19 protein-coding genes, 1 tRNA gene and 1 pseudogene are annotated in these 20,312 nt (G+C 45.9%); 11 read left to right on the top strand and 10 right to left on the bottom strand.

The window, feature by feature from the left end:
* Positions 1-138: 138 nt before the first annotated feature.
* Positions 139-1,419, bottom strand: a complete 1,281-nt coding sequence (locus K9J17_18070; GenBank protein MCF8278639.1) for a site-specific integrase — start codon at positions 1,417-1,419, stop codon at positions 139-141.
* Between the two features lie 1,439 nt (positions 1,420-2,858).
* On the opposite strand from K9J17_18070, the gene K9J17_18065 reads away from it, so the two are divergent.
* The 4 genes and pseudogenes from K9J17_18065 (at position 2,859) to K9J17_18050 (ending at position 5,580) form a co-directional block, all read left to right on the top strand.
* On the top strand, positions 2,859-3,815 hold the full coding sequence (locus K9J17_18065) for a hypothetical protein (protein MCF8278638.1): 957 nt from the start codon (positions 2,859-2,861) through the stop codon (positions 3,813-3,815).
* Positions 3,816-3,893: 78 nt separating this feature from the next.
* The gene (locus K9J17_18060; GenBank protein MCF8278637.1) at positions 3,894-4,070 is read left to right on the top strand and encodes a hypothetical protein; all 177 of its coding nucleotides are present in this window, start codon (positions 3,894-3,896) and stop codon (positions 4,068-4,070) included.
* A pseudogene (locus K9J17_18055) lies at positions 4,030-4,488 on the top strand (recombinase family protein). The gene K9J17_18060 and the pseudogene K9J17_18055 overlap by 41 nt, the downstream one beginning before the upstream one ends.
* Positions 4,489-4,698: 210 nt before the next feature.
* The gene (locus tag K9J17_18050; GenBank protein MCF8278636.1) at positions 4,699-5,580 is read left to right on the top strand and encodes a recombinase family protein; all 882 of its coding nucleotides are present in this window, start codon (positions 4,699-4,701) and stop codon (positions 5,578-5,580) included.
* Here the strand turns inward: K9J17_18050 and K9J17_18045 are convergent.
* Positions 5,540-5,614, bottom strand: a tRNA-Arg gene (locus tag K9J17_18045). The two genes, K9J17_18050 and K9J17_18045, sit on opposite strands and share 41 nt — an antisense overlap.
* Positions 5,615-5,645: 31 nt before the next feature.
* A complete protein-coding gene (metG, locus tag K9J17_18040; protein ID MCF8278635.1) occupies positions 5,646-7,691 on the bottom strand; it encodes a methionine--tRNA ligase in 2,046 nt (681 codons plus the stop codon).
* Positions 7,692-7,733: 42 nt separating this feature from the next.
* Here metG and K9J17_18035 point away from each other — a divergent pair, with 42 nt between their 5' ends.
* Complete coding sequence (locus K9J17_18035; protein MCF8278634.1) at positions 7,734-8,642, top strand: LD-carboxypeptidase; 909 nt, start codon at positions 7,734-7,736, stop codon at positions 8,640-8,642.
* On the opposite strand, the gene K9J17_18030 is transcribed toward K9J17_18035, so the two are convergent.
* Positions 8,643-9,284, bottom strand: coding sequence for a DUF4412 domain-containing protein (locus K9J17_18030; protein ID MCF8278633.1), 642 nt, complete (start codon positions 9,282-9,284; stop codon positions 8,643-8,645).
* Between the two features lie 289 nt (positions 9,285-9,573).
* Here K9J17_18030 and K9J17_18025 point away from each other — a divergent pair, with 289 nt between their 5' ends.
* Both K9J17_18025 and K9J17_18020 read left to right on the top strand, forming a co-directional pair.
* The gene (locus K9J17_18025) at positions 9,574-9,936 is read left to right on the top strand and encodes a YraN family protein (GenBank protein MCF8278632.1); all 363 of its coding nucleotides are present in this window, start codon (positions 9,574-9,576) and stop codon (positions 9,934-9,936) included.
* 18 nt (positions 9,937-9,954) lie between these two features.
* Entirely contained in the window at positions 9,955-11,100 is a 1,146-nt protein-coding gene (locus tag K9J17_18020) for a pseudouridine synthase (protein ID MCF8278631.1), read from the top strand.
* An 88-nt stretch (positions 11,101-11,188) separates the two neighbouring features.
* Here the strand turns inward: K9J17_18020 and K9J17_18015 are convergent, their stop codons facing one another.
* Positions 11,189-12,007, bottom strand: coding sequence for a hypothetical protein (locus K9J17_18015; GenBank protein ID MCF8278630.1), 819 nt, complete (start codon positions 12,005-12,007; stop codon positions 11,189-11,191).
* A gap of 209 nt (positions 12,008-12,216) precedes the next feature.
* Here K9J17_18015 and K9J17_18010 point away from each other — a divergent pair, with 209 nt between their 5' ends.
* Positions 12,217-12,489: a T9SS type A sorting domain-containing protein gene (locus K9J17_18010; protein ID MCF8278629.1), complete on the top strand. Its 273-nt coding sequence runs from the start codon at positions 12,217-12,219 to the stop codon at positions 12,487-12,489.
* On the opposite strand, the gene K9J17_18005 is transcribed toward K9J17_18010, so the two are convergent.
* Genes K9J17_18005 through trkA form a run of 5 tightly spaced genes read right to left on the bottom strand, consistent with a single transcriptional unit; the run spans position 12,490 to position 17,314 of the window.
* Positions 12,490-13,083: an AhpC/TSA family protein gene (locus K9J17_18005; GenBank protein MCF8278628.1), complete on the bottom strand. Its 594-nt coding sequence runs from the start codon at positions 13,081-13,083 to the stop codon at positions 12,490-12,492. It lies immediately after the preceding gene.
* Positions 13,080-13,979, bottom strand: coding sequence for an ion transporter (locus K9J17_18000; protein MCF8278627.1), 900 nt, complete (start codon positions 13,977-13,979; stop codon positions 13,080-13,082). The genes K9J17_18005 and K9J17_18000 overlap by 4 nt, the downstream gene beginning before the upstream one ends.
* An 18-nt stretch (positions 13,980-13,997) precedes the next feature.
* Entirely contained in the window at positions 13,998-14,522 is a 525-nt protein-coding gene (locus K9J17_17995; protein ID MCF8278626.1) for a YdeI/OmpD-associated family protein, read from the bottom strand.
* The gene (locus K9J17_17990; protein ID MCF8278625.1) at positions 14,522-15,976 is read right to left on the bottom strand and encodes a TrkH family potassium uptake protein; all 1,455 of its coding nucleotides are present in this window, start codon (positions 15,974-15,976) and stop codon (positions 14,522-14,524) included. Before K9J17_17990 ends, K9J17_17995 begins: the two co-directional genes overlap by 1 nt.
* The gene (gene trkA / locus K9J17_17985) at positions 15,977-17,314 is read right to left on the bottom strand and encodes a Trk system potassium transporter TrkA (protein ID MCF8278624.1); all 1,338 of its coding nucleotides are present in this window, start codon (positions 17,312-17,314) and stop codon (positions 15,977-15,979) included.
* 245 nt (positions 17,315-17,559) lie between these two features.
* Here trkA and K9J17_17980 point away from each other — a divergent pair, with 245 nt between their 5' ends.
* The 3 genes from K9J17_17980 to K9J17_17970 are packed head-to-tail and all read left to right on the top strand — an operon-like array spanning position 17,560 to position 20,137.
* Positions 17,560-18,714 carry a methionine aminotransferase gene (locus tag K9J17_17980; GenBank protein ID MCF8278623.1) on the top strand — a complete coding sequence of 385 codons (1,155 nt, stop codon included), beginning with the start codon at positions 17,560-17,562 and terminating at the stop codon, positions 18,712-18,714.
* Positions 18,711-19,517 (top strand): amidohydrolase, encoded by an 807-nt coding sequence (locus K9J17_17975; GenBank protein MCF8278622.1) that lies wholly within the window; start codon positions 18,711-18,713, stop codon positions 19,515-19,517. Before K9J17_17980 ends, K9J17_17975 begins: the two co-directional genes overlap by 4 nt.
* An 8-nt stretch (positions 19,518-19,525) precedes the next feature.
* Positions 19,526-20,137 (top strand): phosphatase PAP2 family protein, encoded by a 612-nt coding sequence (locus K9J17_17970; GenBank protein ID MCF8278621.1) that lies wholly within the window; start codon positions 19,526-19,528, stop codon positions 20,135-20,137.
* The last annotated feature ends 175 nt before the right edge of the window (positions 20,138-20,312 follow it).

Below are 20,312 nucleotides of genomic sequence, written 5' to 3'. Positions count from 1 at the left end.
ATTTCCGTAAGATTCGGCTACAAACCACCTTGAACTTTCATTTTCAAAGTGGTTTGCCGTCTGAGCAAACAGAAAAAATGGGCAAACGATGCAAATTAGAGTTAAGGTTTGTTTCATGCTCTTTAGTATTAACCACAACTAGGGGATATCAGTTATACCATTCATATCCGCCTTTCGAGTTGGTGCTGCTAATTTATTGTTTTTCAGCTCTCTATCATTAAAAATACGGTCTAAAGGGCTTACTATCTTGTTCAAGTCTTTTGTACTGACATGAGCGTATATCGCAGTGGTCTTTAGGCTTGCATGGCCCAGTAGTTTTTGAATGTAGCGCGTATCTGTTCCCTTATCCATTAAGTGGGTAGCAAAACTATGCCGAAGCACATGGGGCGATATGCTCTTTTGAATGCCAGCCGTTTTGCGCGCTTTAGAAACGATGGCACCGATATTCTCGCCCGAATATTGGGTTCTGTTCCTTCCTTCAAAGAGCCAATAGGTGGGCTGATATTCTCTTATGTACTTCTGTAGGGCAATGGCTATGCGGTCGCTAAGCAGGCTAAGGCGGTCTTTCTTTCCTTTTCCTCCGCGTATCATTACTTGCTTGCGGTCGAAATCGATATCCACTATCCGCATGCCTGTGAGTTCTGCCCTGCGCAGCCCGGCACTGTATATCAGCCCGATAATGCACTGGTGCTTTAGGTTATTGGCAGCCACCAACATCCGTACAATCTCCTCTTCGCTGGCCACCACGGGTAGTTTATATTCCTTTCGTGGTGTAGGAATATCATATTGTTCTTTCGGACGCCTAAGCACTTTTGTGTAATAGAATTGGATGCCTGCCACCAGTTGTTTCTGGGTTTTGGCGGCATAGTTCTTCTGCTGCACCAGTTTAAGCACATATTGCCTTATCTGCTCGGGGCTTATGCTGTCTGGGTCTTGCTTGGGGTGTGCGGCCAAAAACTGTTTGAAACGGTAGCCGTACATATCAAAACTACGTGGGCTGTAGCGTCTCAATTTCATCAGGTCGGCCATGGCCCACATGGCATCAAGCTGAGACTTGGTCCAATTTACCTTCTTCTTATCACCTTCTTGTTTCCCTGAGCTACGAAGGGGCTCGTTTGTAGCTATAGGAGGCGCTTCGTTCCTCAGCGAAACACCACCTTTTTCCTTTTCTTCATTTTTCTCTTTTTTCTCTACGCGCAGCGCAGAATAATCAACCGTTGCCTTGCCCTTAAAGGCCCTAAAAGCGGTGTTGGTTATCTGCTTGCTCCAAGGTAGCCACCACATTTTCTTGCTACTGCTGTAAGTTCCACCAAGCTTCTTGGCAACTTCATTCAGTCCAGCATTTTGAGGCATATACATACTGAGAACATCGGTGTTGCGATGCTGCTCGCGTTTGAATAATACGGTCACATGTTCCATCAGAAGATGAATTTAAGAAAAAACAACATTGTTCGGACTACAACTTGATCCGTCCAGTATTCTCGGACAATCCCTCCGAATATAATAGCGGTCGATAATCGTCCGGAACGTGGGTTTTAGACAGAGAATCAGATAATGCGGAACAATCGTATCAAATTCGGCCCGGCCCGGGCCGACCGCATCAAATTCTGGCATTATATCGTTCTGACCAGTGTCGTATGCGATCAGGAGATTCAATGAGCTTCGGAAATCCGGCACTGGTACGGTCGAGTTTTAGAGTGATCTGATTGTGTTTTCACTGGTTACCAGTGTTCGTGTTTTTTGGTCGTAGAGCCTTTAGACACTGGTAATGACATATTTCGCTTCAAATCCGCTTACATTTCATATGAACACCAGTGTTGGAATTTGAAGCCGGATCTTGAGAAACCGATCTTTCTGCAAAGTTCAATGCTCCGGCCCGGGCCGACCGCGTCAAATTCTGGCATTATATTGTTCTGACCAGTGTCGTATGCGATCAGGACATTCAATGAGCTTCGGAAATCCGGCACTGGTACGGTTGAGTTTTAGAGAGATCTGATTGTGTTTTCACTGGTTACCAGTGCTTATGTTTTTCGATTGTAGCGTCATGACACTGGTAATGACAAATTTTGCTTCAAATCCGTTTACATTTCATATGAACACCAGTGTTGGGATTTGAAGCCAGATCTTGAGAAACCGTTGTTCCTGCAAAGTTCAATGCTCCGGCCCGGGCCGACCGCGTCAAATTCTGGCATGATGCTATTCTGAGCAGTGTCGTATGCGATCAGGACATTCAATGAGCTTTGGGAATCCGGCACTGGTGCCGTTGGATTTATAAATGATCTGATTGTATTTTCACTGGTTACCAGTGTTCGTGTTTTTTGGTCGTAGAGCCTTTAGACACTGGTAATGACATCTTTCGCTTCAAATCCGCTTCGGGAATCCAGCACTGGTACCGTTGGATTTATGAATGAATCTAATTGTATTTTCACTTGCTTCCCAGTTCCCGTTTTTTGGTCGTTCAGATTTTTACCACTGGTAATCACATATTTCGCTTCGATTCAGTTGACTTTTTAGAGAATCCCCAGCGTTGATACTTGAATTCAATTCTGGCAACAAAAGGCTGTTCTCTTTTCAATCTTTTGATGCTGTTCGGTTGAAAAAATGGACAGGTTCTAAAATTTGACATAGAGTTAGTAGCGAAGGTTTAGATGCGTATGTGCTTTTCGGAAGGCTTTATCGTTCGGCCCGGAGCGCCCGGTCCGGAACTGATCGGTCAAGCAGATTTATACAATGACCATGCTTTCTGATTTCCACCTGCCGTCAATTGGTACTACTTCTTTTCGGTCGACCAAATGCAGTACTTTTTTTTGAGAGACGAAAAACTTTATAATACTTTTGGGTTATAACATGTAATATCGATGGCAGACAACATTCACTTTATGACCTTTTCGTCAATTCTAAATAGGATTGTTTCATCCACTGTAGATCTACCGGAACTCAAAGTGAGATTGGAGGATCGACCATACCGAGTCATCGATACGGGAATTCATCCAAAGATCTTGACTGATTGGAATAGGAAGGACCTTTTGATGGTCAAACCGGAAGCAAACAGGATGCATCGTTTCTCGTTGACGGAATTCGTTTGGGTTAAGTTCATTGAGAAGATGCGCGAGTACAATTTTCCTCTTTCGGTGATCAAAGCGTTCAAAGATGACCTCATGGTCGGTTCATTATCCGATCACATGGAGGAGTTCAATCCGTCACGTCTTTTCGAGATGGTAAAGGATATGGATGGAATCAAAGAGGATACTCAACGATTTAAACAGTTTTTGGAACGGGTAGATCGTAAAACAGTCGTTGAAGCCTTGTTCACTAAAGAGGTCGCCTCTGGGAATCTGTTGGAACTGTTCATCATCCATTCCTTGTTCTTTCAGACCCCTTTTTCCTTTTTAATTGATCATCAGGGTAAGGGTATCGTCTTCAATCCGCTGATGTTACACGATGGGGTATATGACAAGGACGAAATCACGGGGCTATTCTCTAGATCCTTCGTGAGCATAAGTCTCAGTGAAGTATTATCCGAAGTGTTGGTGCTTTCGGATGTCGATATCCTGCACGGTCAACTGATGATCATATCGGATGAGGAAGCAAATGTACTTCAGGCGCTTCGGGAAGATGAATTGATTTCTGTCGTTGTAAGGTTTGATAAGAACCATGAGATGGACCTTTTAGAGATCAAGAAAGGTCAGAAACTTGAGAGGGAAGCCCGTCTGTTGGAACTGATACTCAACGATGGTTATCAGGATATCACAATCAAAACCCAACATGGAAAGATCGTTCATTGTGAAAACACTAGAAAAGTAAAATTGAAATGATGGTACTGAACGCATCAGACCTATTGATACACGTATCTGGCTACTGGAAAAACAGAGCAGGATGCATCGTGATTGATAATGTTAACCCTAAAAGAATGCAGAGAACTATTAAGTGAAACGGAAAAGAAATACACTGATGACGAATTGAAGTCGATGATCGATTTTCTCACAGAAGTGGCAACAATTACTATTACTAACCTGAAAAACAACGAAGATGAGAAAGCGCGTAGCCATCATGTCCCGTGTATCAAGTGACGAACAGGCAAAGGGATATAGCCTAGATATACAGATTGATGCGTTGGAGAAATACTGTGCGTATAATAACATGGAAGTGGTCTATTCTTTTAAGGAAGATCACTCAGCCAAGGACTTCAATCGTCCTGCGTTCATTCAATTCCTTGAATATGCAAAAAGGAACAAAGGGAAAATAGACGAGTTGTTGTTCACTTCTTGGGACAGGTTCTCAAGGAACATGGAAGATGCATATGCAGTTATCAGGCAATTGAAGAAATTGGGCATAACTGTGCTTGCCATCGAGCAGCCAATTGACCTATCCATTCCAGAGAATAAATTGATCCTTGCCATGTACCTCACTATACCTGAGGTTGATAATGATAGGAGGTCAATCAAAGTACGAGGAGGGATGCGTGCAGCGCTTAAAGCCGGACGATGGTGTCGACCCGCTCCGTTCGGGTATCGGAACACCCGTGACGAGAACAACAACCCCATTATCGTTCCAAATCAAATGTCGGAGAGTGTCAGGTGGGCCTTTGAACAGGTCGCTAAAGGCACGGCCCAGGTCGATGTGGTGAAGGCATTAAGCAAAAAAGGAACACCGATCAGTAGAAGCAGATTGTCGGAATTGCTTCGTAATCCAATGTACATCGGGAAGATTGAGGTCCCAGCATTCGACAATGAACCTCACAAGATCATTGAAGGCAATCATGATGGACTTATTTCCGAAGAACTGTATTTCAAAGTTCAGGAGGTGCTTAGCGGAAACCAGCCGAAAAAGCGGGTCTCATCGTCCATTCAGAACGAAGTGCTTCCCCTACGCGGAATATTGAAATGCTCATCGTGTGGCGAGAAGTTGACAGGTAGTCACTCAAGAGGAAAGATGGGAACACGCTATGCCTATTACCACTGTAATCATTGTCATCAGGAGCGGTATCGGACAGAGATGGTAAATGACGCCATCACAGAAATACTTGATAGTATGAGGTTCTCTCGGTCAAGCAAGGAGATTTTTGAGGAAATTGTTAAGCGCTTGTTGAACGGCGATGTTAAATCAAAAAAGGTGGAGATTAAAAAGCTTCAGGAAATCATATCCAAACAAGAAGAAAGAATAGAAAGACTACAGGATAATTTAGCCGATAATGTGATCTCTACGGATGACTACATGACCATGCGGTCACGTTATTCACAAGCAAAACAAGAGGCTCAAAACGAACTTCGGAAGTTTCGTGAAGATGCATCTGACAAGACGAATCTTATTGAAAAAGCCGTCTCAACCATTGAGAGCCTTGGTCAAGGGTACAAAAAGGCGGATGCTGAGGCTAAGATTCGCTTGTTGAGTTCGATATTTCCTGAAATGATCGAGTTTGACGGAAAAAAATGTCGAACCCCGAAAATCAATCAAGCAGTCGCTCTGTGTCTCAGTATTGACAAGGGTTTCAGGGAAAAAGAAAACCGGACAATCCATGAAAAATTGGAGTTGTCCGGTTTGGTAGCCCCGAGCAGAATCGAACTGCTATCAAAAGTTTAGGAAACTTCTATTCTATCCATTGAACTACGGGGCCATTGCCAAAGGCGCGGCAAAAATAGGCAGATCTAACTTATCGAACTGCCGTTTACAACTGCTTGGTTCGGCAGTACAAAAGATAGCTTCCCGTCCGGACTTTCAGCCATCAGAATCATTCCTTGGCTTTCAATTCCTTTAATGGCTCGTGGCGCAAGATTGGCAAGTAAGCAAACTTGTTTTCCGATGATCTCTTCTGGAGAATAGAATTCGGCAATGCCCGAAACAACTGTTCGTTGATCAAATCCTGTGTCAACCTTCAGTTTGAGGAGTTTCTTGGTCTTGGCGACTTTCTCTGCTTCGATGATCGTGGCAATTCGAATGTCAAGTTTCTGAAAGTCTTCAAACGTGGTTTCAGGTTTGGCTGGTTCCAAGGTGACGGTTTGTGTAGCTGCCGAAGCCTGCTTCAGTTTCTCCACTTGTTTTTCTACCTCTTCATCCTCAAACTTGGTGAAAAGCAATTCGGCTGCGTTCAATTGATGACCTGCGGAAATCGTGCTTTCAGCACTCCAATTTGAAGCAGAAACATTCAGAATATGCGCCAGCTTTTCCGAGGTATTCGGAAGGAATGGAGCAATCACGTTCTTCAAATGTTCAGCTATGACCAATGAGGTTGAAATGACCTTTTGGGCAGCAACCTCATCGGTTTTGATGGTTTTCCAAGGCTCATTATCAGCCAAGTATTTGTTGCCGATGCGAGCCACATTCATGGCATCGGCCAATGCTTGGCGGAAGCTGAATTTATCAAGGTTGCTGGCGACTTTCTCATAATGAGAAGTCACTTCATTCAGAACATCTTGGTCGAAATCTGCGGTTGGAACTTTTCCATCGAAATACTTGTGCGTTAGCACCACAGCACGGTTCACGAAGTTGCCCAAAATGGCGACCAGCTCGTTATTGTTCCTAGCTTGAAAATCCTTCCACGTGAATTCGCTGTCTTTGTTCTCAGGGAGAATGGATGTGATGACGTAACGCAACGCATCAATCCTGTCTGGATATTCCTCCAAATATTCGTGCAACCAGACCGCCCAGTTTCGTGAGGTGGAAAGTTTCTGCCCTTCCAGGTTCAGGAATTCGTTCGCAGGAACGTTCTCAGGCAGAATGTATTCGCCATGTGCTTTCAGCAGAATGGGGAAGATGATGCAATGGAAAACGATGTTGTCCTTGCCGATGAAGTGAACCAATCTGGTTTCCTCCTTCTTCCAGTAATCCTCCCAATTCTTGCCGTTATCGGCCGCCCATTGCTTGGTGGCACTGATGTAGCCGATGGGGGCATCCAACCATACATATAGCACTTTTCCTTCGGCACCTTCAACAGGGACAGGTACACCCCAATCAAGGTCGCGGGTCATGGCGCGCGGCTGCAATCCGCCATCAATCCACGAATTGCATTGCCCGACCACGTGGTTTTTCCAGTCTTTCGGGTTGTGATGCGGTTTGCCGTCAAGCGTTCCTTCGTTTATCCACTCCTTCAACCACTTTTCGTGGTCTTGCATCGGCAAATACCAGTGCGTAGTGGTTCGCAGAACAGGTGGATTTCCACTTAAGGTCGATTTCGGATTGATAAGATCTGTTGGGCTGAGTGCACTTCCACATTTCTCGCACTGATCGCCATAAGCGCTATCGTTCGCACATTTCGGACACGTTCCCGTGATGTATCGGTCGGCCAAAAATTGCTGAGCTTCCTCATCAAAATACTGCTCGCTTTCGCGCACTTCAAACGCTTCTTTTTCCAGCAATTCCAAGAAATAGTTGGAGGCCGTTTCCTTATGCAACTCCGAAGAAGTGCGATGATAGATGTCGAAATCGATGCCGAATTCGGCAAAAGACTTCTTACACATCGCATCATATCGATCTACGATTTCCTGTGGGGAAACGCCTTCTTTTTTCGCACGGATAGTGATAGCCGCTCCGTGTTCGTCCGAACCGCAAACGAACAACACATCTTCGCGCTTCAATCGCATGTACCGAACGTAGATGTCGGATGGCAGATAAGCGCCCGCCAAATGACCCAAATGGATGGGGCCGTTGGCGTAAGGCAATGCGGCTGTAATGAGATGTCGTTTGTATGCAGTCAAAGCGTTTATTTTGAGGGCGCAAAGATAGCATTCAACCACGGCATGATCGAACCTCCATTTCTCAAACCCGGAAGCACTATTGGAATAGTCGCTACAGCACGAAAACTCACATGGGAAGAAGTAGAACCGACCATTGGCGTGTTGGCTGATGCAGGTTTCACAGTTCGCACTGGGCAACGCATGTTCGGAGCCGAAAATCAGTATTCGGGAAGTGACGATGACCGAGCTGCTGATATGCAACGCATGTTGGATGATCCCGACATCAACGCCATTCTCTGCGCGCGTGGCGGTTACGGAACGGTGCGCATCATCGATAAACTCGATTTCTCGGAATTCGTCAAGCATCCGAAATGGCTCTGCGGATTCAGCGACATTACCGTGCTGCATGCGCATATCAACCAGAATTTTGGCGTTGCCACGTTGCACAGTTCAATGCCCTTGAGCATGAAGGCGCTGCCAGAAGACCACGTGCAGATAACCACGCTTATCAATTCGCTGAAAGGCGAACTTCCTAGCTACAGTTTTCCGTCACATCCACTCAACAGGAAAGGCGAAATGGAAGGGGAAATTGTGGGCGGAAATCTCTCTGTACTTTATTCCATTCTTGGTTCGAAATCAGACATCAACCCAAACGGAAAAATCCTGTTTCTCGAAGATCTGGACGAATACATGTACCACATCGATCGCATGATGATGAACCTCAAGCGAAGCGGAAAACTGGCAGATCTGAAAGGTCTCATCGTTGGTGGCATGAGCGATATGCGAGACAATACGATTCCATTCGGAAAAACGGCCGAAGAGATTATTCGCGAAGCGGTGGAAGAATACAATTATCCCGTCTGTTTCAACTTCCCTGCAGGGCACATTGACGATAATCGCGCACTTATTTTAGGCAAAAAAGCCGCTATCCGAATAACGGACAGCGGCTCACAGTTCCAATACGTATCGTAATTAGCGTTCTACCTTTTCGAAGTTCGCTGGAATCTTGAATAACGCATCGTCAAGCTTTTTCTTCTCAATCTTATCTACTTGCAAGAAACCTTTCTTCTCTCTCAGAAGCGTGTTTTCCTGCGCCATTAGCGGAAGTTTTTTGTCCAGATCAGGCATTTCCAGATAGTAAGTAGAGAAGTTATCCTTTCGGGCCAAGATCTTCAACAGCTTCGGGAAAAATGAATAATCGCCCTCTGTTACCCAATACATCACTTCGCGATCTGCAGCCTTGTTCTTCACACGATACTGAGAACAGTTCATGCTGTGAATAGAACGCTCCAACTGACCTTCAATCACTTCAAAACCCGTTAGCGGTTTGTCGCTGTCCATCTTACTCGGACGGTTCATATACAAGTTCCGTTCGTGGCTCAAAGCGATCATTTCACCTTTTTCCAGATCAACCAAAAGCGTGGCCACCAATTTGTCGCTTCCTTCCACCATTTCGTCAATCCGAACCATGTTTCCTTTCACATGATACGCGTATTGCGTCACGTCCATCATGTTCGATTTGGTAAAATAAATGGAGCCCTCAAAACCCTGGGCAAAAACACCAAAAGATGCTATGGTCAATAGGCCAGCGGCCAACAATTTCTGAATTCGCATGAGATTATTTTTTGTGCGTTTCCTGTTACAGATGGGCGGCTTACGAGATACGCGCCCCAAAAGTTTCCCAAAAGGCTAAATATTGTTTTGGGCGGTCCCCCGATGAAAAATCGGGGTCGGGCTGTCCGCTCTATCTTTTTTCAAAACGGGCGCTGAGGTTCTCGAAGCACAAGTGAATGAAAAAAGGATGCCGCTTCCATCCCTAACGCACGCAACCTGCCAGCTCCGACCCGATCCGCAAACGTTTGCATTCTTGTCAATCCACACAAAATTTGGATATTGAATCGCCATGGCCCAACACAACCAACTCGGAGAGAAAGGGGAGAACCTCGCGGTAGCATTGCTACAGAAAAAAGGCTATTCCATTTTGGCTGAGAATTGGCGCAGCGGCCGAAACGAACTCGATATTGTAGCTAGAATTGGAGAAACCATCGTGTTTGTGGAGGTAAAAACACGGTCAACAGATTATTTCGGAGATCCGAGCCAAGCCGTCTCCATCAGCAAGCAAAAACGAATCATTCAAGCCGCCAACGATTTTCTGCAACAGCACGAGTTGGAACTCGAAGCACGCTTCGATGTGATATCTGTTGTTGCTACTTCTGCGCAAGCAAAACTCGATCATATAGAAGACGCGTTCTATCCACTTGCCTAATCTATCTTTGCTCGCACAATGAGAGATCAAGGAAAAAAGCCATTCGGCAAAAAGAATCGTGATGATAGTGCCGCTGGCCGTGGTTCTAAGGAAACACCATTCAAAGCATTTAGAGCCAAGCCAACAGAAGAAGACAAACGCCCCGAACGCCCAGAACGTCCATCAACGGGAAGATTTGCGCCTAGACCAACATCGGGCAAAGCACCGCTTGGCGGAAAAGGCAAAAAACGACCTGAAGGAGAGGAAAAGAAAAGTACGCTGCCAAGGCTGAATCAGTATGTGGCCAAAGCGGGCGTTTGCTCAAGGCGCGAAGCCGATGAATTGATATCTACCGGAAAGATCAAAGTAAATGGCAAGATCGTTCGGGAAATGGGCCTTCGGGTGCAATTAGATGATAAGGTTGAATTTGAAGGAAAAGTGCTTCAAGGAGAAGAGCTTCGCTACGTGCTGCTCAACAAACCAAAAGGATTCATTTCCAATGTAACGGACGAAAAAGGCCGTAGAACAGTGATGGATCTTGTGAAGAAAGCCTGCAAGGAACGTATCTATCCAGTTGGTCGCTTAGAGCGCGATTCAACGGGTCTGCTTCTTTTTACCAATGATGGCGATCTGGCAAAAAAACTGACCAATCCAACCACAAAGGTGAAGCAGATCTATCACGTTTTTCTCGACAAACCGATGGAAGGAAAGGACATTGACACCATGATGGCCGGAGTTACCCTAGAAGAGTTCGGTATGGTAAAACCGGATGTGGTCAATTATGTGCAAGAAGTTGAAGACGGAACGCAGCTTGGCGCTCAGTTTCATTCTGGCCGCAACACTTTTGTGCGTCCCTTGTTCGAGCATTTCGGTTACGGAGTCATAAAACTTGACCGTGCGCTTTTGGCCAATCTCACTAAGAAAGACCTGCCACGCGGCAAATGGCGCTTTCTGAAAGACAAGGAGATTTCCATGCTGAAAGTGATTGCAGGAAAAGGCAAGGCTGAACCTTCTGAGGAAAAAACAAAAGATGAGGTTAAAAGCTTCCCAGCTTCAAAAGCTACCAAGCCCAAATTTGCCAAACCAACGTCTTCGGCCAAACCAAAGTCGTCTATAAAACCGAAAACTTCGGACAAGCCGAAATCTCCAGCAAAGCCGAAATCTTCTGTAAAACCGAAGAGATAATTAAGGAAATAACTGCCTGATTGATGGAACGGAATGACCGTTTCAGGATAGAAGTAATCGGCTTCAGCAAGTTTTACGTGAGAAGAGACTAATCAGGCTTTTTCTTCTCTGCCTCAGGCAATGGCGACATTGGTCTGCTGTCCTTTCCAGATCGATTTCCAAGCGTTCCTCCCCAAAGACCGAGCTGCGGGTCGCGATGTTTTTTCTGGCCAGCAAATGGCGTTGTGGAACTTGCAAAAGGCGTGTATTCGGACCGTGCTTGTTTTACGCGTTTCTTCTTCGAATTGAATTCGTCTTTATGTTCCTTTCCCTTGCTGAACCGCTTGCTGGTAGAGCGCACGGCAAACTGCGAATCGATATTCACCCGTTTTGTGTGAATGCTGCGAGTGGCAAATTCGTCCTTTTCGTCAGATCGGCTCTGTTTTGAACTTCGGTGAGCGAATTCATCAAAATCGCGGAATTGCTTGCTGCGTTTACTGCGTGTGGCAAACTCATCGTAGCTTCTAAAACGGCCTTTTTTCGTGCTCCGAGATGCAAATTCGTCCTTAACATTAAAACGACCTCGGCCGCTTGATCTGCTTGCAAATTCATCATAATCGCGGAACAATCTCTGCCTGCTCGTGCGCGTGCTGAATTCTGAATGTTCTTTGCTTTTTGTTGATTTTTTCGTCTTGAATGCAAACGGATCTTTACCCGAAAATCCAGCACCGCCTTTCTTCTTTGCCGTGAAAAAATCGCCCATTCTGGCACTTTTTCTACCGTGCCTCACCGCAGAGTTGAATCCGCTGAGTTGGCGGCCTTTGTTCACATTCACCTGCGTTAGCCCCATGGCAGGACACGCGATCTGCCCGAGCGCCAGATCTGCGCTAAATAGGCAGAACAGTGATATGATTACTAGAATTCGCAACAAAACCGAAAAACAAAGCAAGTTAGTGACTCCTATTCAATTGACTAATGACCTAAATTTAGAATGGGAAAAAGTCAACATCATGGGAAAAGGTCTACAACTGGCAGGATTGCTTACGTTTTCTGCATTCAATTTGTTCGGACAGTCGGACAATCAAATCTCCGATCAACAGTTTTCAGTCTGGGAGGAACCGTCCGCTTTTGCAGATAATGGAAGTCGTTCCGGTTTTACGATTGGCCTTTGCGCCCAATCCGTTCATTGCCGAAATCACCATCCACCTGGCCTTACCGGAAAGCGGCAAAGTAGAACTTCGCGTGTTCGATATTTTGGGACAGGAAGTGGCAACTATTGCTAATCAAGTTTACACGAAAGGTCAGCACAAACTCACGTTCTTAGGAACAGAATTGCCTGCAGGTCGCTACTATTTTCATCTATCTACAGGAGGAAAGGTGATCATCAGACAGGTAGTGAAGAAGAACTGATCATTTCATGCTCGCGAGTATGTCAAGCATATCCTCTATGGGCATTCTTTCCGTGTAATCCTCGTTGAAGTGTGAACTGAAAATGGTTCCATCTTTGGCAATGATGTAGGTGGCGGGAACCGGCAGCGCACTGTCCTTGTTTCCACTTGCTTTGTTGATGTTGATGCCGGCAATTCCGTATATGAAACGTTTCCAAGCGCTGAGTTTAAAGGTGACGTGATAATCATCCATAATGCGATGGTTCTCATCATAAACGATGCTGAACGTTGCGCCACTTTTCTCAACCGTCTTTTCAATTCTTTCACCCTTTTCTGGCGTAATGGCAATAAGAGAAGCGCCTGCGGCAAGAATCATCTGTAACGAATCTTGAATATTACTCATGTGCCTGTTGCAGTGCGGACACCATTGCCCTCGATAGAACACTACGATAACGGGGCCATTTTCGAGTTGGTCTTTCAGCGAAACGCGCTTCTCAAATTGATCAAGTGCAAGAATGTTCGGAGCCTTATCGCCAATGAAAAGTGGTTCGGGTTTTTGTGCTCTCGCGAGAAGAGAAAAGCAGAGAAGAAAAAGTATAGACGCGAAACGTATCATGTATCAATAACGAAACGTTCCCCGCATTTATGACAGAAGCGCGCGTTTTCGTAGTGCGAAGTTTCGCCACAACGCGAACAGGCTCGCGAATCATCTTTGGAAGCGCGATTCATTTCTGCGCTCACAATTCCAGTGGGAACGGCAATGATGCTGTAACCGAGAATCATGATCAATGAAGCTACAAACTGCCCAAGTATGGTTCCCGGTGCGATATCGCCATAACCGACCGTTGTAAGCGTTACAACTGCCCAATAGATGCTGCGCGGAATGCTATCAAAACCATTCTCGCCACCTTCTATCATGTACATGAGCGTACCAAGAATGACCACTAAGGTGACAACTGCAGCGAGGAATACGAAGATCTTCTCTTTGCTGGCGTTCAGACCTGCGCCAATAAGCTGTGCTCCTTTAAGATAACGAACCAGTTTCAGAATCCGGAAAACGCGCAGCAACCGTATTGCCCGAATAACAAGCAAGAAGTGACTGCCTGCCACGAAAAGACTGATGTAGGTAGGAATGACCGCTAAAAAATCGATGACACCAAAAAAGCTGAAAACGTAGGCTTTCGGTTTGTGTGTCACCCAAATTCGCATCAGGTATTCCAAGGTGAAAATGCCCGTGAAGAACCATTCGAGAATGAGGAGAATATCACCATGTTTTTCTCGAATATCAGGCACGCTTTCGAGCATGATGGCCACGAGACTGAACAAAATGGCCCAAAGCAGTACCACATCAAAGCGCTTTCCCCAAGTGGTATCGGTACCGAAAATCACTTCGTGAACGATCAGACGAACGTGCTTGACGGACGGAAGTATTTTTGAGAAAGCCTTTGGGTCTTCATCCAATATCTGCTTGCGCAGTTCGGGGCTGATGTTGGGCAATTTCTTGGAAGCCATGTGGCTAAAGATAAGACCTCACAAACGTTTGGCAGCCTGATTTGCTTCCTTCATTTCTACGTTCAGCAGTTTGAAATCGGGCTTTCCACCTTGATTTACCAAGTGATCTGTCATTACGATGGCGCGCCTGATCTTGATGTCGGAGCTTTTCACATTATCGCTCCAGTAGATCAAGGTGCGTTGTGCGCCTTTGGTCAATCTGTGAAATAGTTCGTCTGCTTCCGGATTCTGATCAAGCACCTCGCGAAGCTCTTCACTCATTGGAACTCCATACTCCGAACGGTCTTTTTCCAATTCAACAGTAATGGTTTCGCCACGTACGAGTCTGAGTTTTTTTACGCGTTCGCTATTAAGCAGAATGCGGAAACCACCTGCACCATCACCGTAGATAGCGCAATGGTATTTGACTGTTCCATTCACCTTGGTAATTACTCTTCGGTCGTTTCCCTCAATAAATGGTTCAGCAACCTCATTCGGAACCGAAAAGAACCAGTGATACAGGTCGGAATTGTCGTCTTTGGCTAACTGTGTTGTGAATTTCATCAATGCCTACTCCAAAAATACGGAGTGAAGAGGATAAGCACGGTGAAGAGTTCCAATCGGCCAATAAGCATGAGAATGGCCAAGAACCATTTGGCACCCGATGGTAGCCAAGCGAAATTGTCAACGGGACCAACATCGCCAATTCCAGGACCGATATTTCCTAAAGAAGTGGCAACCGAACCCATGGCTGTTAGCAGATCTACGCCAAACATGGTCATGATCACCGATCCAACAGCGAATATGATAATGTAGGTCATGATGAATGCCACCACATTGTAAGTAATGGATTGGTCCACAGCGCGTCCATTCAGGCGAACAGGAATGATGGCTGATGGATGCAATTGTCGCTTGAGTTCGAGAATACTGTTCTTCACCAAAATGATGTGCCGAACGATTTTCACGCCACCTGCGGTTGATCCAGCCGAACCTCCAAAGAACATGAGAATGAAGAAAACCATGGTGATGAACGGAGTCCAACTGGCATAATCTGCCGATACAAATCCAGTTGTGGTAATGATGGAAACAACTTGAAACAGCGAATCGCGGAACGCTTGTTCAAAATCCAGATCACTAACACTGGCTACAACGACTGAAACAGCTAACGACACCAGAATAACGATGCCTGCGTAGTAACGGAATTCTTCATTTTCGAGCACCTTCTTGAAATTTCCAACTAGCCCGAAATACGCTAGCGTAAAGCTCGTTCCGGCCAAGAACATGAACAAGGTGATGATGTATTGAATGGCAGGAGAAAACTCGGCAGCACTCGAATTGAACGTGGAGAAGCCACCTGTTGCCATGGTTGTTAATGCATGATTCAAGGCATCAAACCAACTCATTCCTGCAATTTTCAGTAGGATGAATTCGGCAGCAGTCAACCCAACGTAGATCAACCAAAGTCGTTTGGCCGTGTCCTTGATCCTTGGGGCAAGTTTATCTGGTTTTAAACCTGGTGATTCTGCAATGAACAGCTGCATGCCGCCAATTCCAAGTACTGGAAGAATGGCAACAGCAAGAACGATGATTCCCATTCCACCGATCCATTGGGTCATACTTCGCCAAAAAAGAATGTCTTTCGGAATGACGTTAAGGTCAGTAATGATGGATGCGCCAGTGGTAGTGTAGCCTGAAAGCGTCTCGAAAAAGGCATCTGTAAAACTGACCACGCTGCCGCTCAAAACGTAGGGTAACGTGCCCGAAAGAGACATCACCATCCATCCTAAGGATACGATGAGGAAACCTTCTCGTTTCCTGATATTTGGTTTTTCAGGAGATCGGGTTAAGGCCCATGTAGACAGGCCAACGCCCAAAGTTGCAAAGGCTGATAAGCCCATTGGCACCATGTCGTGGATGTTGTAATAGAGCGATGCAGGTATGCAAAGCAGCATGAAAAGTCCGTTGAAAAACAACAGCAATCCTAGAACATGCGCAACAACTCGGTAATTAATGGTCATCTAGAAATAGCTTTCCACTTTATGAATGCATTCTGGTCGGGCAACCACTACCACGTGATCCAGAGCTTCAAAAACAAAATCACCGTTAGGCGTATAACTTTTGCTTTTACGGATAACGCCACCAACAATGGCTGATTTAGGAAAGTTGATGTTCTTCAGCACCTTTCCAACCACCTGCGATTTTTCGCTCACCTCAAACTCCACAACCTCAGCATCTACACCATGCAAACTGGTAAGTGAAACCACTTCTCCTTTTCGGATGTGACGGAAAATGAAGTTCGCTGCAATCAGCTTTTTGTTGATCATCGTGTCAACACCAATATTCTGCGAAAGATGGATGTAATCCATATTCTCGACCAACGCAATCGTCTTTCGCACCTTGTGGTTTTTGGCCACCAGGCACGAAATGATGTTGGTTTCGGAGTTATCTGTTACTGCAATGAACGCATCCATCTGGTCAATTCCTTCCTCTTCCAACAATTCCACATCGCTGCCATTGCCATTGATGATGAGCGTTCCTTGTAATTGGTCGGCCAACTCGAAGCAACGTTCTTTGTCGGCCTCTATCAACTTTACGTTGAATTTCAGACTCAACTTTTTGGCCGTGTGCATTCCAACCTCATTGCCACCAAGAATCATCACATTTTTAATGCGCTTGCGCTCTTTGCCCGAAAGCGAAAGAATATGATGCATCGCATCTTGCTGGGCAATAAAATAAACGTGGTCGCCAACATGGAACGTCACGTCACCACGAGGAATGATCGTTTCATTCTGTCGCAGAATGGCAACAGTAAGGAAGTTATTATCAGGATTCAGATATGCCGCTTCAGAAACCGTTTTTCCTGCCAACGGACTTTCCTCTTCAATGGAAATTCCGGCCAAATTCAGCAAGCCACGATCAAACTCGAACGAATCTGTAAAAGCCACTTCTTTCAGTAGCCGTTTTATCTCTCGGGCAGCCAAGGTTTCGGTGCTGATGATCTCATCGATCCCTAATTTCTCAAGGTCTAACTTCTCGCGTTTCAGCAAAAATTCGGTGTTCCTAACGCGCGCAATCGTTCGTTTGGCACCCAAATGTTTGGCAATAATGCAAGTGCTGATATTCGTCTCTTCCGAGTTGGTGGCAGCAATCACCAGATCAGCTTTGAAAACATTCGCCTCTTCCAAAATCGAGTAGGAAATGGAATTGCCTTTGATCGTAGCAATATCCAAATGTTCGGAAGCATATTTCAGCTTCTCCGCATCGGTATCAATCAGCGTAATGTCCTGATTTTCTTGAGTGAGCAGTTTGGCAAGATGAAACCCAACATCACCAGCTCCAGCGATAATAATTCTCATGTGGTTAAAGTGCCACAAAGGTATGTTGCTTTCACTTACTACTACGCGATTCGCTTAATTTATTGGCTGGTTTTGGGCGTTCCCCCGATGAAAGATCGGGGTCGGGCTTTTCCGCTGTATCTTTTTTTGTGCAAACAAAAAAAGGATGCCGCTTCAACTGCGTAGCACCTCACGGGTTTGCCCGTAATCCCTAACGCGGGCGCAATCTTTAAACACAGATCATTCAGACAACTATCTTCGTCCCAATGAAATTCCCAGGCGTTCTTCGTTCCAAATTGCCCAAGCAAGGCACCACCATTTTTACCGTAATGAGCGGTTTGGCACGCGAACACGGAGCGGTCAACCTCTCGCAAGGATTTCCCGATTTCAGCATTCCAGACCGCTTGGTTGAGCTCACGCATGCTTACATGCGAAAGGGTTGGAATCAGTATTCGCCCATGCAAGGTGTTCCAGCGCTGCGCAATAAGCTTGCAGAGAAAGTGGAACAACTTTATTCTGCCAACTACGATCCCGAAACAGAAATTACCGTGACAGCAGGCGCCACGCAGGCCATTTTCACGGCCATTTCTGCTTTTGTGAATGAAGGTGACGAGGTCATCATTTTTGAGCCAGCATACGATTGTTACGTTCCGGCCATCGAAATCCATGGTGGAAAGCCTGCATACGTTCAAATGAACCTTTCGGGCGAATTGATTGACTGGGAAAAGGTGAAGCGCTTGATCAATCAGCGTACGCGAATGATCATCATCAACACGCCTCACAATCCATCTGGCCGCGTAATGACCGCTGCCGATATGATGAAGCTGCAAAAGCTGACCGACAACACCGACATCATCATTCTGAGCGATGAAGTGTACGAGCACATCATTTTCGATGGGATGGAACATCAGAGCGTGGCGCGCTACCCGAAGTTGGCCGAGCGTTCTATTATCGTTTCATCTTTCGGGAAAACCTACCACAACACAGGTTGGAAAATCGGTCATGTGATGGCGCCAGCAGAATTGATGAAGGAATTCCGGAAAGTGCATCAGTTCAATGTCTTTTCGGTGAACACACCAGCGCAACACGCCTTGGCTGAGTTTCTTGATGACCGCGAACATTACTTGGAGCTAGGTGCTTTTTACCAAGAGAAACGCGATACGTTCAAGCGTTTGTTGCAAGGCTCCAATTTTAAAATTAGACCGAGCGAAGGCACTTATTTTCAGTTGCTCGATTATTCCAAGATATCCGAAGAGAAAGACACCGATTACGCCATTCGTTTGACCAAAGAAGTTGGCGTGGCGTCCATTCCTGTTTCTGTTTTCTATCATGAGAAAAACACAGATAAATTCCTGCGTTTCTGCTTCGCGAAAGAGGATGAAACGCTAGAGAAAGCGGCCGAAAAACTCATGAAACTATGAGTGATCTTCGAGTTACCATCTGCCAGCAACCGCTCGTTTGGGAAGACAAGGCTGCGAATCTGAAATTCTGGGAAGAGAAACTGAAACCGTTGAAAGGACAAACGGATTTGATTGTGCTACCAGAGATGTTCACAACGGGTTTTACCATGAACGTGCGCCAATTGGCCGAAGCAATGGACGGACCAACCGTTGCGTGGCTTCGCGACCTTTCAACTGAATTGGGAGCAACAATTACTGGAAGCGTCATCATCCGTGAAGAATGCACCACAGGCGGTACGGGCGGAAAGTTCTACAACCGCATGTTGTGGGCCAATCCTGATAGAAGTTTTACCTGGTACGATAAGCGTCATCGCTTCAGTTTTGCTGATGAAGACAAGTTTTTCACCGCTGGTAAAAAGCGCAACATCATCGAAAAGGATGGTTGGAAATTCATGCCACAAGTGTGCTACGACCTGCGGTTTCCAGTCTTCAGCCGAAATCTGAAATCAGATAGATACGATGTGCTGGTTTATGTAGCCAATTGGCCCGCGGCACGGTCTTCTGCTTGGAGAAGTCTGCTGGTGGCGCGTGCTCACGAAAACCAATGCTACGTGGTTGGTGTAAACCGTGCGGGAACTGACGGAAAAGGAATTGAATATGATGGAAGTTCGCTGGTGCTAAGTCCGAAAGGCGAGATAATCTGTTCTTTCAACGAAGGCGAAGAAGCCATTGAGACGGCAACACTTTCGAGAGCCGAATTGGATGATTTCCGCTCCAAATTCCGACCCTTGGATGATGCAGATGAATTTGAACTGAAACTGTGATGGAAACGATGGAGAAAAGATTCGCGATGGCCGTTTCGGTCATTTTCCAACCCATTTTTGTTCCGCTCTATTCGCTGGTCATTCTCTTCAATGCAGATACCTACATTACCTATGCGGTGCAGCCCGAAGTGAAGAAATTCATCCTGCTGGTCACGCTGCTGAATACGATCATTCTTCCGATCGGTGTATTCTATTATTTCTATCGCGCCAAGCTGATTGAGAGTTTCCATATGCATACGGCCAAAGAACGTTCATTGCCATTTCTGACGACAATTGTGTTCCATATGAGTACGTTTTTCCTGTTCAGTAAAGCCCCAATGCCAGATCTTTTTCCAAATCTTGTTTTGGGCGCGGCCTTCTCTGTTGCCACTGCTTTTGTCATCAATCTCAAATGGAAAGTGAGCATCCACATGCTTGGAATGGGCGGCATTGTCGGTACCATCATCGGACTGATTTTCCGCTACCAAGTAGATGCTATCCAATTGGTAATGGCGCTTGTTGTTGTAAGCGGAATCGTTGGCTATTCGCGATTGAGATTAGACGCCCACACACCGTTGCAGGTGTATGTTGGTTTCGTACTCGGAACACTGATCTTAACCGGTTCGGTCGTTTTCCTCTAAAGAAGAAAGCCCCGAACGCTTTCGCGCCCGAGGCCTTCAAACCCACCATCATTATTTTCAATTCTTCACAATGCGATTTACCGTTCCGCTTGCGGTGCGAATGAGGTAAACACCATCGGCCAATTGGCTCAAATCAAGTGTTCTTGTCATAGGGAATTGGATCAAGGTCTTTCCG

This window comes from Flavobacteriales bacterium (assembly GCA_021739695.1).
Classification (GTDB): Bacteria; Bacteroidota; Bacteroidia; order UBA10329; family UBA10329; genus UBA10329.
The sequence above is the reverse complement of the archived record's forward strand: the minus strand, read 5'-3'. Positions and strand labels throughout refer to the sequence as shown.